Source organism: Limnospira platensis NIES-39, assembly GCF_026000695.1.
Lineage (GTDB): Bacteria > Cyanobacteriota > Cyanobacteriia > Cyanobacteriales > Microcoleaceae > Limnospira > Limnospira platensis.
In genome coordinates this window covers 2,136,363-2,151,736 of the sequence record NZ_AP026945.1, presented here as the reverse complement: position 1 = coordinate 2,151,736, position 15,374 = coordinate 2,136,363, and the positions used below count along the sequence as shown (strand labels likewise).

Sequence of the window (15,374 nt, the reverse complement as noted above, 5' to 3'; positions counted from 1 at the left end):
TAATGGATAAGTTCCATTTCCCCTAACGTTAGGTCGGATAGAAAAATCACAATGTTGTTTGGCGGGTTCGGGGTTTAGCTCGAAACTAAATTCTGCTATGTGTTGATGTACAACTAAATGCAGTAAAGCACTAGCTAAATTGGTTTGGTTAAAGGGGTAACTGCCTATACCGGGTTCAAAGGCATCAACAACGGCTCTTGGACTTTAATCGCGCCACCTTCTATATAAGTTTCTAGCTCGTCAATATCCAGGTTGACAACAGAATCCTCTTCATTGAGAGTTAAATCCATAACGTCTTTTCCTGTGAAGTTAATCGTCAGGTTTTTTTGCCTTTGTAGCAATCGCCGCCCCATAGCTAAGGTTAAGGCTTCTAATGTGGTTTCGGAAAAATCAGGATAGACTCCCGGAGTGATGTTCATGTGAGACAATAGAAGTGGTTATTTTTATTCTACGATAAATGCCGATTCGATTGGCAATGCGTCCTACCGGTGGCGGGGGCGGCGGCGCTTATTATCGCCATATTAAGTCAGGTTATTTTCAACTCACCGCAGGGGAAGAGATTGAAATAGTCCCCGCCACGCCATTATTAGTCCGTCGGGAAATCACCATCCAAGCCGACAATCCTTTTTCTATTCGGTGGGTAGGGTCTGATTTATCCTTACCTGTTTTTGAAAATGGCTTCTACTCCGATGGGAGTGATGGGGGGATTGGTGTTTTAGCAAGCAGCCCCACAACTCAGATTCTCTCGATCTGGGTGCGCCAAGATACGGAAATTGACTACAACATAGGAAGCGAAATAGAGGACGATATGCCTATCCCAGATTTATCAATTAGACCGTTTATTCCCTTAGATTCCAATATAGGCAACCTTCCATCGTTTATAACTTCTGCTTGGCAAGCTGATTCTGGTGCTATTATGTCTTACAATCATTTCTGGGGAGAATGGGCTGAAGACGAGAATACAGCTAAAGCCTGGCAATTTGATGTTTTTTTGCCCGGTAAACAATATGTTTTTAATATTACCAATAATCTTTATGGATACTTTGGGGATGACGGAAGTTCTGCGTCTGTTATCAAGGAAGGAACTAATATCGAGATTTTACTATGTCCTCGTGAAACCATGTGGATGGCAATATCTCAAGTTGCATTGTTTTCTAATGTTTTCAGTTCATATATTGACATAGATAATCTTGAAAAATGGATAACAGACCGGTGTTCTATTGTTACAGTTCCTCACACGGGAGGAGCCTTCAACTTGACTCCTACTCTGTCACGCTATATTTTGCTGTTTAAAGCTGAAGGTTCTTTTTTAGCTCCCGGATTAGGACTTTGCCGTTGCATTTACACGCCCAACAGCACAGACCCAAAACAAGGGGGAGAATTTGAGATAACGCAGTTTTTACCATGGGAGGATTGGTAAATTCACAAAAATAGGGGAGAGTATTACCGGTTAGTAAACAAATATAGAGAAGGCTGATCCGATCGCTCGCCGCCAAACTTTCCCCCAAGTCGGCGCGAAAACTAATATTCTCCCCGCCCGAACCCTACAATAGTCATATAGGTAAGCCGATCGCTTTGCCTCGTCGGCTAGGCAACTGGGGGAAATTCCCTACAGACACGAATTCATGAAAAAAAACCGCATTGGTAAAGCATCAATCATTCCTGATGCGATCGCCGACAAGATAATCAAACGCTGTAAATATCCCTGGCAGCAAACTTTACTTGCCATCTTGATGTACACCGGTGAACGAGTAGGAGCGGTGAGGTTACTACGAGTCCCTGATGTTTATGTTTCCCCAGCTTCCCACATTGCCTTACCAGAAATTACCTTTCGGTCTGAAACTAGGAAGCGATCGGGCGGGAAAGATGGGGGAGTCCGCCAAGTTCCCATCTCCCAAAAACTTAGAGAGATTCTTGGAACCTACCGCATCGGTGGCGGCGATTTTCTATTTCCCAGCCCATCTGATATATCCAAGCCCGTGACAGTTCAAGCGTTCGACTCTTTTCACCGGAAAGCGATCGCTCAACTGGGTTTACAAAATGAGGGTTACTCGCTTCACAGTTACCGCCGCACTTTCATTACCAAACTTTATAACAAGGGAGTCAATACCAGAACCATCATGGCTATCACAGGTCACAAATCTATGGCATCTTTGCAGCGCTACATTGATGCTGATCCTCAAAAAATCCGAGACGCGATCGATGAAATCTAAGGCAGTCGATGACTTAAGGTTGCCAGACATCAGAGGAAAGTGGGTGCTACTAGCCAAACACAGATCGAGAAGTAACTGCCCTAGATTCCGCCAATTTTAGCACTAAACCGGGCTGCTTGGTATTTTGTCTAAAACATCAAAGACTCTTACACACAGCCAACGGCGCTAACCATTTTACAGTAGCAAATAGCGCTGTTTAGGGTTGGAAAATGCTCATTAATTTTTCTGTAAAATCATAAAATTTTTCGGGGGAGTAAAGTCTCCCCCTGTGGAAAATTTAGGAGTTGCTATCTGGGGATTTCCAACCACCCGATTTAAGTGCGGGAAGTTTTTCTAGGATAGCTTCGAGAGACAAGCCGGACTCGATCCACTGTTCTACTTGGTTGGCGATCGCTTTAGCTTTTTCCGATAGATGGGGGCCGGCAAGGTAACAAACCTGCTTTTTCCCCCTATATAGGTAAGCATATTTATTCCCGTTGGTGTCTTGGGCGGCTGACTTAGCTTTCCAGCGAACAGTTAGGCGATCGCTCTGAGAAGTGTTCACCGGGGATAAATTTTCGTCACCCAGGGTGACGGCTATCCATCCCAAATACTTAACCTTACCTTTCTCGCGTAACCTTTCCAGAGACTTGACTACACGAGACACCGGGATATCAGTGGATTGGGCGAGTTGTTTGTGGTCTTGATTGGGACAGTCCCTAAGATGTTTCAAGACAGCCATATCATCCCAAAAAGGATCGAATGGTTCTACACTTTCAGAATCCGTCACCCAGGGTGACGGAATTGAGAGGGAAAGCTGCCCCGGTGACTTAGATTTTCCCTTCATCGGCCTGACCCCCTATCATCATCTTCCCCAGGTATCGTTCGACTATTTATAGCCAAAAGTATCGATTGTGAGTTTTTGGCTATGCTGCGAACCAAGAAAAGCCTCGCTAGAAAGGGACGGTTTTCATGAATTAGGGCGATCGCCATATCAATGTCGCCAGCGATTCGGGAAAAGGCGGCGTAATCTTTTTTAACCAGGCCGCGAAGTTCCAGCACTTAGGACTGAAGTTCCAGCACTTAGGACTGAAGTTCCAGCACTTCTGGGGGAACGCTTGGGATTGTGTCGGTCTATGAGCGATCGCGCGTAACGGCGCGTTTGAATTTTTAACTTTTGCGTCACCCAGGGTGACGGAATCGGTGACTTTATTAGCGATCGCCTTTTCACCGGTGACAGTTTGAAGGTTAGAAAAGTGTTGTGCCATAGTCCATTTGTTTCTTGAGGGTTTAGCAGCGTGCCAAAATAGAAAGCACCCTTCGTGGACACGAAGGGCGCTTAATTTATTTAGAAACCTGTTGGAGAATCTTCTGTCGGATGTTCTCCATTTGTTTTTTCATTTGAGATTGATAGTCTCGATTTGCTTGCAGTCTTTCCTCCAATCGAGTTTCATGGCTTTTGACATACTCATGAAAACCAGCAAACAACTCCTCCAACAGGTCTAGAATTTTCCCGCCTGTTCCGGGGACACTTTCCCCGCTTGACTGGAAATTATCCCCCTGGCAATCTGTTCCACCAATTCGGACCGATTCAGATTTAGCTCCAGAGCCATCTGATCCAGTAGCCCGACGGCTGTTTCCGTTAACGTCATCGAGACTGACTTCTTGTTTTCCCCGTACAGCGTGCTGCGGGTCTTCCATTATTCGAGCGCGATAGGTAAAAAGCCGGATGTTGAGAGCGGGGAAGCTGGTAGATTGATGCGATCGCCTTGGGGTTGGTCAGGCGATCGCAAAAGCACACCCTATATATAGGTAAAAAGCCTATGGTCAAACCAAAAGCCGAGGCCGCCAATTTGCCTAGCGGGTTTCACCGCCTGGACAAAAAACATCAGCGGATTTTCCTGGTCACTTGTTTGGCGAGGATGAAAATTCTCTTTGCGCGTGGGTCGATTTGACACGAGAGGCAGTCTCTTTCTCGAACTGTTTAATTAAAGCCAAAATGGAAATTGATAACACCATTACTCACCTAAGAGTTATCGATTTTATCTCTAATGATGAACGATTCCAAGATGTGCATAATTATGCAATGCAGCTTGAAATGTATCACAATCAAATTTATGCAGACTTGGAATATACACTATCAGCTTTAGAAAATCTAGATTTCACCGCCTGATGAGTCCTAGCCGGTAAAGGACGAAACTTTCCCCTCACACCTGGGGGGAAGTCGCGGATAACCGGGTGATTCCCACCGCATTGATAACTAGCCCCCCCGAATTGAAATGGGAGGTTTCCCTCCCCAACCTGTTACTGGGGGCAGAAGTCAATAATTGCTTCTAGCCGGGTTCCAACCCCGGCTAGATTCTAGGGAGATTTGTTCCCCCAGATAGAATGGGCGAGAGCCGTAACAGCTTCGTGGGAACGATTAACCACAACACTAGAGGTTAAAAATGAATAGTTTAATTGTAGGCCTTGATGTTAGCTCATCGTGGTGCGATGCCGTGTGGCTAGAATTTATGCCAGCGGGTGCGTTGCGGGATTTTTACGAGTCTCCCGCATTTGCTGAGTGCCACCGAAAGCTAGAAGCAAATGCAAAGTCTATCCAGTTTCTTGTGTCTTTGGAGCCGTCTGTGGTGATATTAGAGCCGACCCGAACTTATAGCAGATTCTGGATTGACTGCTTACATCGGGAGGGAATCCCTGTGCTGAAAGTAGATCAGACGATGATTAAGGACACTCGGAAAAGCTATGGGGGAACGTCTAACAAGTCTGACCCCTACGATGCTTTGCTCATGGTTGCCACATACTTCCAGCATTACCAAATTGCCTACGATCGCAGGTATTGGGTAAGGGAGCGGCCGCCAGAAGTAGCGAAAATTGAACAATGCCTAAGAGATATTGGGTCATTCAACAAGCCCCGCACCCAAACGATAAACCAAGCCAAGTCTCGACTGGTCTATGAGTTTCCAGCCAAAGCAAAAGTTAGAGTTAAAAAAGAATCTGGGAAATTAGACCCGGACAAACTGCCTGCGTGGTGGGGTTGGGCTTGTGGCTGGACTTCCCAAGGTAGTTGGGAAATTCCCAAAGGGATTAAAACCAAGTTTGACAATGAATACGCGAAGGCGATCGCGGCGGGGGAAGGCACTGGCATCAGTGAAATAACTGCCCGACTAGCCCAACAGATTTGTATGTGGCATCAGTCAGAGGCAATGGTAGAGCAAGAGCTACTAAGCTATCTGAACCTACCAGAGTTTGATTGCTACCATCGGGTGTTTGACAAGTTTGGTTTTGGCTGCCGAGAACGGGGCTGGCTACTTACCCGGTGCGTTCCGTTTGATGAGATGTTTAAATGTCTCCCTAAGTCTAAGGCTATGAGACGATTCCGGCAGCTTTGCGGTTTGGGGTCTACTCAAGTGCAATCTGGAAAGGCTGACACTCGGAGTAGTTTCACAGGAAGCAAAGAGGCGCGATCGGTGTTGCATCAGTTTGTTGTTCGGGCAGTCGAGAGGGGGACTCATCGTGAACAGAAACCGGGTGGGGGTGCGATCGCGACAACCCCCTACGATTGCCTACCAAAATCTCCAGAGGCTCATTCGCTTAGAGTTTATTGGGTAACTAGAGCATACCACAAAGGGAACAAAGTTTCTGGGGCGGCGCTCAAGGCTGCCAGGAATGCCACATCCAGAAAGCTGGCTGAGATGCTATTTAAGGCTCTGTGGGATATGCGATAATAAGCCCCATACAATTAGCATAATCATCCTGTACCCCGATCCAATTCCCTAGGTCGGGGTTTTTACAGGTGAAAGTTTGGGAATAAGATAGAAACATCGTCGCACTTTTAAGGCAATTTACACAAACCCGGTTCGGTCAGATATTGTCTGGACTGATGTTGAAAGTCTGTTTGTAGCGCTGGGCGCGATCGCCCGCGAAGGGAGAGGCTCTCGGGTGCGGGTGGCGTTGAACGGTGTCAAAGCTGTTTTTCACGAACCACACCCGGAAAAAGAGATGGGTAAGGGTGCTGTTAAAAGCGTCCGGGAATTTTTAGAAGATGCGGGAGTTGCCCCCATGTCTGAGTAAGATATCTATTAGAAAGGGGGTAACGAGCAATGTTGCCCCTACCCAAAGTGACTCAAAAATATACTACCGAGTGCAGCCATTGCCCGATCGTGCCACACAATTCTACAGATTATCCTAAAAACTTAATTGTACCATTTAGACGCTCAAGAACTGAGGGAAATATGCTGACATATAAGGGTTACAGTGGTCACATTGAAGTTGATACAGAAAACGGCATCCTGTTTGGTCGCGTGTTGGATATTAAGGATACGATTACTTTTCAGGGAAAAACTGTTGAGGAAGCGAGTCAAGCCTTTCGTGACTCCGTTGATGATTATCTGGAGTTTTGCGAAGAGTTAGGGGAAAAACCTGATAAGCCTTTCTCTGGAAAATTGCCGTTTCGGACCACACCAGATCTACACCGAAAAATTTTTTTGGCGGCTGCTAAAGCAGGAAAAAGCATTAATGGTTGGATGGAAGAGGTGATAAAAGATGCAGCTAATCGTACTTTCCAGAATTAATGGAAGTTGTTGATCAAATAGCCGAAACCCTCCCCGGCTCTCTCCCAGAGTGAGAGGGGGCCAGAGAGGGATTTTTATACTTGATTAACAGCTTCAAAGTTTCTACATTTGGCGCATTTCAGCTTCCAGCATTCGGACTAAATTTTCATCTCCTTTGGCTCTAGCTACCTCAAGTCTATATTCCAGACGTTTTTGGATGTTAGCGCGATGGGTTTGGGATAGCTGGTTGACTTCTTGTCTAAAATTTTTGTTCATGATCAGGGGTTTTGATGTCAAGTTTATAGTTTAATCTTGCCTCCTCTCCTATTATATCGCCATAAAACAGAGAATAAGCGATCGCCTCCCGAAAAATTTAATGTTTCGTAACCTAGGACACAGTTTCTGAACTGAAAAAATGTGTGACACAGAGCATGGGCTATGAACAAGAGGCGATGGGGCCAGCTCGCCGCACTACGATCGCCTGATAATCTGCTAGTTGAGGAGTTGGATAAATCGGCTGGTATCGAATTTTTCCGCCATAATTTGGGTGATACACTCAACCTTAGCCTGATCATGGATACGGACGTGACCAAAAGCGAGATCGATGCTTTCCACAGTGGTGAGGGTATCGAGGTCAACACACAAAATCGGAATCTCCAACTCTTCAGCGCGGGTAATCACAATTTCAGCCGGGGGAAGTTGACCGGTGAGAATCAAGCAATGGGTAGACTGCTCCAAAGCCGCCATTTGAATATCAGTGCGATCGCCGCCGGTCACCACCGCCATATTATGTGACTGGCTAAAATACTTCATGGCGGAACTAACATTCATCGCCCCCACACTGAGAGTTTCCACAATCAAATCCAAACGTTCCTGACCACAAACCACCTGGGCTTCAAGCTGCGTCACCAATTCCCCCACCGTGACACTACGAAGCAGCGCATTTCTAGGAAGGATACCCAAAACCGGAATCCCCACACTCTCGAGAAAAGGCTTAATCTGAGTTTCCACCTTAGAAACCTGTTCGTCGGTGACATCATTAATCACAATTCCGATTAAGCGCGTACCCAAACGTTCTTTCGCCGATAGTACCTCATCCAAGAGACTATGGGAGTGATAACGAACCACCAACATAACCGCCGTATCCAAAACCTCAGCCATTCGGGGTACAGATAAATTAAACAGACTCCCTTCCTGCAAGGTGCGGGGACCCTCGAGTAAAACCAAATCCCCAACCTTATGGTGGTGATAGTTAGTCAAAGCCTGGTGATAATAATTGAGATCTTGATGATATAGATGTTTATCAATTGTTGCCTGATCAATCATTAAAATAGGCGATCGCATATAAACTTCCGAAAGCCCCAAAGTTTTAGCAATAAACTCACAATCAGCATCAACTTGATGATCACAATCATCATCAAAATCAGTTCCCAAAGGTTTCCCGTAACCAATATCAAACCCCAGATTCTGCAATTGAGGAACTAAACCGAGGGCGACAGCAGACTTACCACTAGAAGGCTCAATTGATCCAATTAATACATACTTGACGGGTTTAGCCACACCAGCAACTCCTAAACTTATAAAATCAGATTTAATTTTGACACTGTAGCGCACAGATGTTGTGCATAACCAACACCCCCACTAGACTCACTCCCTTAACTTGAGTCCAGCTATTTCATTCCATGTGTAGCAATTTTTTATAAAATTCCTGAGAAAAATCAATCACATGATGATGCTTGAAGCTGTAGACCACCTGAATCAAATGCTTCATAAACTCATAATTGGGCATCATCACTTCATAAGTTAGATCAGCATTATGCTCAAACATCACCCGACATCGAGTAAGGTCAGCCGGAAGCATAGAAGTATTCCAGGTGGCCACAAAAGGAATATCCTCACCCCCCTCGATTTTCCGTGCCCCCTCCAAACTCTTGTGTTGGTAAAGGCTCATAGACCAAGGCAAATATCGCCGTCTCTTTTCATCATAATAGGGTAGATAAACCACCAAGTCCCGTTTTTCAGCCAGTTTGAGGTCTTTGAGAATAGCAGCCGAATCACTCATAATTAAATTCCTGCTCATTGTATCACTCCATCTTAGCGGTTCTGGGAAACTCGGTATAGAGGTTAAGACTGTAGGGGTTAAGGACAATTGATTATGATCGTTGTCCCCCCCATCGGGCCAACAACCTGGTCTGGCAATTATTCCCTGGGGAGCAAATTCTTGGATCAATGGCTGCAAAAAGGTGAAATACTGCACAATGATAGAGAACAATTAAAGTCACACTTATCGATGCCAGAGAAATCTTGGCTGAACCATCAGCGTCAACATCAAACCAGTAGAGGTGCAACGGAGTTATTGGATATGCACCATAACCATCGTGATTCGGGAGTTACAGACTCCAGTAGTCAAAATTATAGATTCCCTCCGGGGATTAGGCGTTTTCGTCTTCTTTCCCGTCGACAGGGATTAGGGGGTTCCCAACCCCGGAAACCTAATCAAGCTAATAAACTTCATATCCCCCCAGAATTTTATCAGAATCGGCGAGGCAAAGCAGCAGTCGCCCTAGCTCTGATCTGGAGTCTGACGATTATCGGGCACTTGATTCCCTGGGGATATTGGTTAATTCTGGGATTAACTGGGTTATTAGTAATTCAAGCTATCCGCATTGTGTTTGCCGATCCCGGTGGGTTAGATATTAACCCCGAACTCACCCCAGAAGAACTACCCTTTGTCTCCCTACTGGTAGCGGCGAAAAATGAAGAAGCTGTGATTGGCAATTTAGTCCAGAATCTATGCAATCTCAACTATCCTAGTCATTGCTATGAACTGTGGGTGATTGATGATAATAGTAGCGATCGCACTCCCATAGTTCTCCAGGAATTAGCCCAAGAGTATCAACAACTGCACATTCTGCACCGAGACGAAAACGCTACTGGTGGTAAATCCGGCGCACTCAATCAAGCCCTACCTCTTACCCGTGGCACAATATTAGGGGTTTTTGATGCCGATGCTCAAGTGGCTCCAGATCTCCTACAAAAGGTGCTTCCCAAATTTGAGGCTGAACAAGTCGGAGCCGTTCAACTCCAAAAAGCGATCGCCAATAGTAACTTCAACTTGTTAACCCGTTGTCAATCGGCAGAGATGGCCTTAGATGCCTTTTTCCAGAAACAGCGAGTGGCTGTAGGCGGTATTGGAGAACTGCGGGGAAATGGGGAGTTTATTCGTCGCGCCGCCCTAGAAAGCTGCGGTGGATGGTGTGAAGAAACCATTACCGATGATCTCGATTTAACCATTCGTCTGCACCTAGACCATTGGGATATCGAATTTCTGGATACCTCCGTCGTCTTGGAAGAAGGAGTTACCAATTGGGTTGCTCTCTGGCATCAGCGGAACCGATGGGCCGAGGGAGGATATCAAAGATATCTCGACTATGGCAAATTCATCATCACTAACCGTATGGGAGTTGGCAAAACCTTTGATTTATTCGGGTTTTTGATTACCCAGTACATTCTACCCATAGCTGCCATTCCCGATTTACTCCTGTCATTTATTCTCCGCCGCCCCCCCATTACCAGCCCCCTGACTCTCTTGGCAGTTAGTTTGTCGCTGATCGGAATGTTTATCGGCTTGCGGCGTACTGTTAGCGGTGGAAATGTGGCATCCCACAAAACCAATTCACCTGATAACTTAACCACAGATGGCGATCGCCAATATTATCCCCCACTTTCTTACATGACTACATTGTTCCAAACCCTGCGTGGTACCGTGTATATGTTTCATTGGTTCATTGTTGTTGCCAGTGCCACAGCCCGGATCAGTGTGCGTCCCAAACGCCTGAAATGGGTCAAGACGGTTCATCAAGGAACCCCTACCCTCAAGAATAATCAATGAGGAAACACCCATGGATTTGCTAGAGTACCAAGCTAAAACCCTATTTCGTCAGATGGCAATTCCCGTATTGCCTTCCCAGAGAATTGATTTCGCCCATGACCTCAAAGGATTAACCATTCCCTATCCCGTAGTTCTCAAATCCCAAGTGCGGGCTGGGGGACGGGGAAAAGCTGGTGGTATCAAGTTTGTGGAAAATACCATTGATGCAGTGGCTGCCGCTCAATGTATTTTTAATTTGGCTATTCAAGATGAATATCCCCAAGTCCTACTGGCTGAAGCTAAATATGATGCCGATCAGGAAGTATATCTGGCGGTGATTCTTGATCCGGTGACTCGCCGCCCCCTATTATTAGGCTCTGTGCAGGGGGGAGTTAACGTTGAGGCTACCATGTTCCATATTCAAAAGGTCGTGGTGGATCAAGAATTTTCCCCTTTTTATGCTCGCCGTCTGATGGTCAAAATGGGATTACAAGAACACCTGATCCTATCTGTCAGTAACATTTTGGAGAAAATGTATCGGCTATTTGTCGAGAAAGACTTAGATTTGGTGGAAATTAACCCCCTGGGAATTAGTTCTACAGGGGAGTTAATGGCTCTTGATGGGAAGGTGGTCGCTAATAATCAGGCCTTGGAGAGACACCCGGATTTAGTTATGTTGGTTCATGAACAATGTTCAGATCCTGCCGCCATTGAGCCAACGGATTTACCCACCAATCAACCCAATTTTGTCAAACTTGACGGCAATATTGGTATCATCTGCAATGGGGCTGCTTTAACTATGACTACCCTAGATCAGATCATAGCCACTAAAGGAAAGCCGGCTAATTTCCTTAACTTGGGAGGAGAAGATCATTTTGAGGTGACAGAAACACTGTTGCAGAATTTATCGGACGGATTAACATCGGTGATGGCATCCGATCGCATTAAAGTCGTGATGATTAACTGGCTGGGACACCAGACTACTGCTGATCAAATCGCTGAGGCGATCGCCAACTTTTTACAGCACCAAAAGACTATCGAGACTCTCCCTCATTTTGTCCTCCGTTTGACCGTGACTGAACTTGAGAGTACACTGGCTAAATTTGCTGGATTACCTGTAGAAATTGTGGCAACTTTGGATGAAGCGGTTAAACGAACCGTGGCTTTATCTCGGTAGGTGCGGGTTCATCAATAACTTAACCCGCCCGTAGATGGCATGGTTTGTGATTAATTATAGCTTGAAAAAATATGAATTTAACTCCAGATAGTAAAGTCATAATTCAGGGGTTGAGGGATTCCGACCCTTCCCTAAAAGTAGCTCTCAATATGAAAGCATATAGCACTAATATCGTCGCCTGTGTCAGCGCCGGAAGAGGTGGGGAGATCATCCATCAAATCCCCGTTTATGACCTAGTAGAACAAGCTCAGGCAGCCGTTGGACCTGTAGATACTAGCGTCATTTTGGTTCACCCTTATGACGTTCTTGATGCGGCATTAGAGGCTATTGATGCCGGAATTAGACAGCTTGTAATTGTGACTGAAGGAATGCCACCCCTCGATATGGTGCGTTTGGTCAGAAAGGCAGAAGCTACCGAAACTTTAGTTGTCGGTCCTAATTGTCCGGGTATTATTGTCCCCGGTAAACTCTTATTGGGAACTCATCCTCCCCAATTTTATACCCCCGGTTCTATCGGCTTAATTAGTCGCAGTAGTACCCTCACTTATGAAGTCGCTCAAGCCTTGACTGATGCCAAATTGGGGCAGTCTCTTAGCGTCTGTATTGGTAGTGATTTAATTGTCGGTTCCTCCTTTATTCAATGGCTACAGATTTTAGATGAAGATGACCATACAGATGCCATTGTTTTAGTGGGAGAAATTGGCGGCTCTAGTGAAGAAGAAGCAGCCTCTTATATTGCCGAAACTATTGATAAACCAGTGGTGGCTTATATCACAGGTCTTCATGCTCCCAAAGCTCAATTGATTAGTCATGCTAGTACAATTATTACTTCTAAATTTACCCAAGACCTTCACCCAGGGACGGCTCAAAGTAAAATTTCGGTATTTGAAAAAGCTAAAATTCCCGTGGCTTCTAGTCCCTCTCAAATTCCCGAACTGTTGAAAAAGTGCCTCAAAAAAACTCGCTCCCATAAGTAAATCTCAAACCGCTTTAGGATGATGTATAATAGGGAAAAATTCAACTTTTAACTAGCAATTGAATGGCTGCTAATCCTCAAAAAATTATCTTATGGTATCGGAATGATCTGCGGTTACATGACCATGAACCACTAGATTTAGCTACCTCAACTCAAGGGCAAATTATCCCCCTTTACTGTTTTGACCCCAGACAGTTTGCCAAAACTTCCTTTGGTTTTCCTAAAACGGGGGGATTTCGGGGTAAATTCCTGTTAGAAAGTGTCGCAGATTTGCGCCATAATTTCCAAAAAATTGGCAGTAACTTATTGGTGAGAATAGGTGAGCCAGAAAGGGTTATATTTGACCTGGTTAAACAATTAAATATTGATGCTGTTTATTATCATAAGGAAGTCACCGCCGAAGAATTAGCAGTAGAAACCGCCCTAGAGAAAGCCTTGACCCCCCTGGGAGTTGAGGTAAAATCTTTCTGGGGAGCCACATTATATCATCTGAAAGAGTTACCATTTCCCATTGAAAAACTGCCGGAACTTTTTACCAACTTCCGTAAACAGGTCGAGCAAAAATCAGTTATTTATCCCCCATATACTCCCCCTAATCAATTACCACAATTCCCAGATATTGAACCCGGAGAAATCCCGACCTTGACCGAACTTGGTATCACACCAGCACCCTTTGATGAGCGGTCTGTCTTAGATTTTGCAGGTGGAGAAACAGCGGGTTTAAGCCGGTTAAATGATTATTTTTGGCGGCGAGATTGTCTGAAAAACTATAAACAAACCCGTAATGGAATGTTAGGGTCGGATTATTCGTCGAAATTTTCTCCCTGGTTAGCTAATGGCTGTCTATCGCCCCGCTGGATTTATCAACAAGTGCAGGATTATCAACACCAACGAGTTAAAAATGATTCGACATATTGGCTAGTATTTGAATTATTATGGCGGGATTATTTCCGGTTTATTTGTCTAAAACATGGCCCTAAGGTGTTCTATAAGTCTGGTTTACAGGGTGTCAAAATTCCCTGGGGAGAAAATTGGGAACAGTGGCAGATTTGGTGTCAGGGACTGACGGGGTTTCCCCTGGTAGATGCGAATATGCGAGAGTTGGCGGCGACGGGGTTTATGTCGAATCGGGGACGGCAAAATGTGGCGAGTTTTTTAACTAAGAATTTGGGCATAAATTGGCAAATGGGGGCGGAGTGGTTTGAGTCTGTCCTGATTGATTATGATGTTTGTAGTAATTGGGGTAATTGGAATTATACGGCGGGGGTGGGTAATGATGGGAGGGGATTTCGCTATTTTAATATAGCTAAACAGTCCCAGGATTATGACCCAATGGGGGATTATGTGAAACATTGGCTACCAGAATTAGCGTCTATTCCTGATGGTAGGGTTCACTCTCCCTGGCGTTTATCTAATCAAGAACAGATCAGGTTTGGGGTGCGTTTGGGGGTGGATTATCCCTATCCTATGGTGGATCTGCAAGAGTCGGTAGAAGCTAATCGCCGGATTTATGAGAAAGCCTTACGGATGACCTGAAATGGCTATGGGATTGGTGTTAATTATAAAAAGTTAAAACGGAGGATATACAGTCGGTGAGTTGTGATTGCTGTGAAATAGTGAGGTTGTCGAAGTCTCCCCAAAAGTTGCGCCTGTTGGGGATAGCTTTAATTTCGATCCTGGGTTTTGCTGGGGTGGAGGCGGTGGTGGGATGGGTTAGTCATAGTATGGCTTTGACGGCTGATTCTGGTCACATGGTGGCGGATGGGTTGACGATCGCCTTAGCGATTTTAGCCGCTTCGGTGGCGCGACGTTATCGGGGAATTGAGGTCTGGGCGGCTTTCTTGAATGGGGTGGGACTTCTGGTAATGGCGATCGCCATTGGTGTCGAGGCGATCCGACATTTACAAAATCCCCCGGAAACCATTTTGAGTTTCCCCATGTTGATAGTTGCGATCATTGGTTTGGGGGTCAATGGCTTTAATATCATGCTGTTGCATCGAGATGTTCAACAGGACCTGAATATGCGGGGGGTTTTGCTTCATATCTTAGCTGATACCCTCAGTTCTGTTGGTGCTATTGTGGCGGCGATCGCTATTTGGTTAACAGATTGTACATGGGCTGATGGTGCCGTCGGTTTGGGCGTGTCCGTGTTGGTCGGTTTGGGATCACTACCTGTGATCCGCCACAGTTTGGCGATTTTGTTAAATATATCTCCTGTCGCCGTAGATAAGGAGTTAGTCCGAGAGGCGATCGCCAACTTTCCCGGAATTGTCGCCGTCGAAGATTTGGTCATAGTAGCGATCGCACCAGGTTATTATGCCGTCGAAGCCACCCTAAAAATAGATATCGACCTAAAACAAGGCGATCGCCTACTCACCCAAATTCAGGCTACCCTCAGCCAAAAATTCCGCATTGAGGATATTCGCTTCCAACTAGATCAGGTATTATCTCCCCCCAAACTCGGTTTCTTACAAATAGGACAGACCAGCCTCGCATCGATAATCAGCCCAGTCCAGGTAAATCAGCCCCTAGGAGTGAAATAAATGCAGATCCCTCTCGACAAACGTTTGCACCAGTAGCGATCGATCCAAATACTTATCAGAAA

18 protein-coding genes are annotated in these 15,374 nt (G+C 45.5%); 11 read left to right on the top strand and 7 right to left on the bottom strand.

From position 1 onward, the window contains the following. Positions 1–164 precede the first annotated feature (164 nt). Positions 165–419: a hypothetical protein gene (locus N39L_RS10600; protein WP_014274804.1), complete on the bottom strand. Its 255-nt coding sequence runs from the start codon at positions 417–419 to the stop codon at positions 165–167. Between the two features lie 38 nt (positions 420–457). Between N39L_RS10600 and N39L_RS10595 the strand changes: the two genes are divergently transcribed. Further along, positions 458–1,420, top strand: coding sequence for a hypothetical protein (locus tag N39L_RS10595; RefSeq protein ID WP_014275189.1), 963 nt, complete (start codon positions 458–460; stop codon positions 1,418–1,420). A 205-nt stretch (positions 1,421–1,625) separates the two neighbouring features. Further along, a complete protein-coding gene (locus tag N39L_RS10590; RefSeq protein WP_014275188.1) occupies positions 1,626–2,213 on the top strand; it encodes a tyrosine-type recombinase/integrase in 588 nt (195 codons plus the stop codon). A 277-nt stretch (positions 2,214–2,490) separates the two neighbouring features. On the opposite strand, the gene N39L_RS10585 is transcribed toward N39L_RS10590, so the two are convergent. From N39L_RS10585 to N39L_RS10575, 3 genes are all read right to left on the bottom strand, one after another. Further along, the gene (locus N39L_RS10585; protein WP_231852148.1) at positions 2,491–2,982 is read right to left on the bottom strand and encodes a winged helix-turn-helix domain-containing protein; all 492 of its coding nucleotides are present in this window, start codon (positions 2,980–2,982) and stop codon (positions 2,491–2,493) included. A gap of 187 nt (positions 2,983–3,169) precedes the next feature. Then, entirely contained in the window at positions 3,170–3,460 is a 291-nt protein-coding gene (locus tag N39L_RS10580; RefSeq protein ID WP_014275186.1) for a hypothetical protein, read from the bottom strand. Between the two features lie 76 nt (positions 3,461–3,536). After that, positions 3,537–3,893, bottom strand: a complete 357-nt coding sequence (locus tag N39L_RS10575) for a hypothetical protein (protein WP_014275185.1) — start codon at positions 3,891–3,893, stop codon at positions 3,537–3,539. A 250-nt stretch (positions 3,894–4,143) separates the two neighbouring features. Here N39L_RS10575 and N39L_RS10570 point away from each other — a divergent pair, with 250 nt between their 5' ends. The 4 genes from N39L_RS10570 to N39L_RS10555 all read left to right on the top strand — a co-directional run bounded on the left by N39L_RS10570 (position 4,144) and on the right by N39L_RS10555 (position 6,766). Beyond that, positions 4,144–4,365: a hypothetical protein gene (locus tag N39L_RS10570; protein WP_126277461.1), complete on the top strand. Its 222-nt coding sequence runs from the start codon at positions 4,144–4,146 to the stop codon at positions 4,363–4,365. Between the two features lie 274 nt (positions 4,366–4,639). Further along, a complete protein-coding gene (locus tag N39L_RS10565) occupies positions 4,640–5,920 on the top strand; it encodes an IS110 family transposase (RefSeq protein WP_014275184.1) in 1,281 nt (426 codons plus the stop codon). A gap of 115 nt (positions 5,921–6,035) precedes the next feature. After that, complete coding sequence (locus N39L_RS10560) at positions 6,036–6,266, top strand: type II toxin-antitoxin system HicA family toxin (RefSeq protein WP_050856770.1); 231 nt, start codon at positions 6,036–6,038, stop codon at positions 6,264–6,266. A 161-nt stretch (positions 6,267–6,427) separates the two neighbouring features. Continuing rightward, positions 6,428–6,766: a type II toxin-antitoxin system HicB family antitoxin gene (locus N39L_RS10555; protein ID WP_014275183.1), complete on the top strand. Its 339-nt coding sequence runs from the start codon at positions 6,428–6,430 to the stop codon at positions 6,764–6,766. A 102-nt stretch (positions 6,767–6,868) separates the two neighbouring features. Here N39L_RS10555 and pirA read toward each other — a convergent pair whose 3' ends face one another. From pirA to ebsA, 3 genes are all read right to left on the bottom strand, one after another. Next, entirely contained in the window at positions 6,869–7,021 is a 153-nt protein-coding gene (gene pirA, locus N39L_RS10550) for an arginine synthesis PII-interacting regulator PirA (protein WP_006617356.1), read from the bottom strand. Between the two features lie 216 nt (positions 7,022–7,237). Next, complete coding sequence (locus N39L_RS10545; RefSeq protein ID WP_014275182.1) at positions 7,238–8,305, bottom strand: phosphotransacetylase family protein; 1,068 nt, start codon at positions 8,303–8,305, stop codon at positions 7,238–7,240. A gap of 115 nt (positions 8,306–8,420) precedes the next feature. Then, entirely contained in the window at positions 8,421–8,807 is a 387-nt protein-coding gene (ebsA, locus tag N39L_RS10540; RefSeq protein WP_014275181.1) for a type IV pilus biogenesis protein EbsA, read from the bottom strand. Positions 8,808–9,035: 228 nt separating this feature from the next. Here ebsA and N39L_RS10535 point away from each other — a divergent pair, with 228 nt between their 5' ends. The 5 genes from N39L_RS10535 to N39L_RS10515 all read left to right on the top strand — a co-directional run bounded on the left by N39L_RS10535 (position 9,036) and on the right by N39L_RS10515 (position 15,312). After that, on the top strand, positions 9,036–10,637 hold the full coding sequence (locus tag N39L_RS10535) for a glycosyltransferase family 2 protein (RefSeq protein ID WP_231852147.1): 1,602 nt from the start codon (positions 9,036–9,038) through the stop codon (positions 10,635–10,637). Positions 10,638–10,647: 10 nt separating this feature from the next. Beyond that, on the top strand, positions 10,648–11,793 hold the full coding sequence (locus tag N39L_RS10530) for an ATP-grasp domain-containing protein (protein ID WP_006617360.1): 1,146 nt from the start codon (positions 10,648–10,650) through the stop codon (positions 11,791–11,793). 71 nt (positions 11,794–11,864) lie between these two features. Beyond that, on the top strand, positions 11,865–12,770 hold the full coding sequence (locus N39L_RS10525; RefSeq protein WP_006617361.1) for a succinate--CoA ligase subunit alpha: 906 nt from the start codon (positions 11,865–11,867) through the stop codon (positions 12,768–12,770). 62 nt (positions 12,771–12,832) lie between these two features. After that, entirely contained in the window at positions 12,833–14,305 is a 1,473-nt protein-coding gene (locus N39L_RS10520) for a DASH family cryptochrome (RefSeq protein ID WP_006617362.1), read from the top strand. Between the two features lie 56 nt (positions 14,306–14,361). Then, on the top strand, positions 14,362–15,312 hold the full coding sequence (locus N39L_RS10515; protein WP_014275179.1) for a cation diffusion facilitator family transporter: 951 nt from the start codon (positions 14,362–14,364) through the stop codon (positions 15,310–15,312). Positions 15,313–15,374 lie beyond the last annotated feature (62 nt).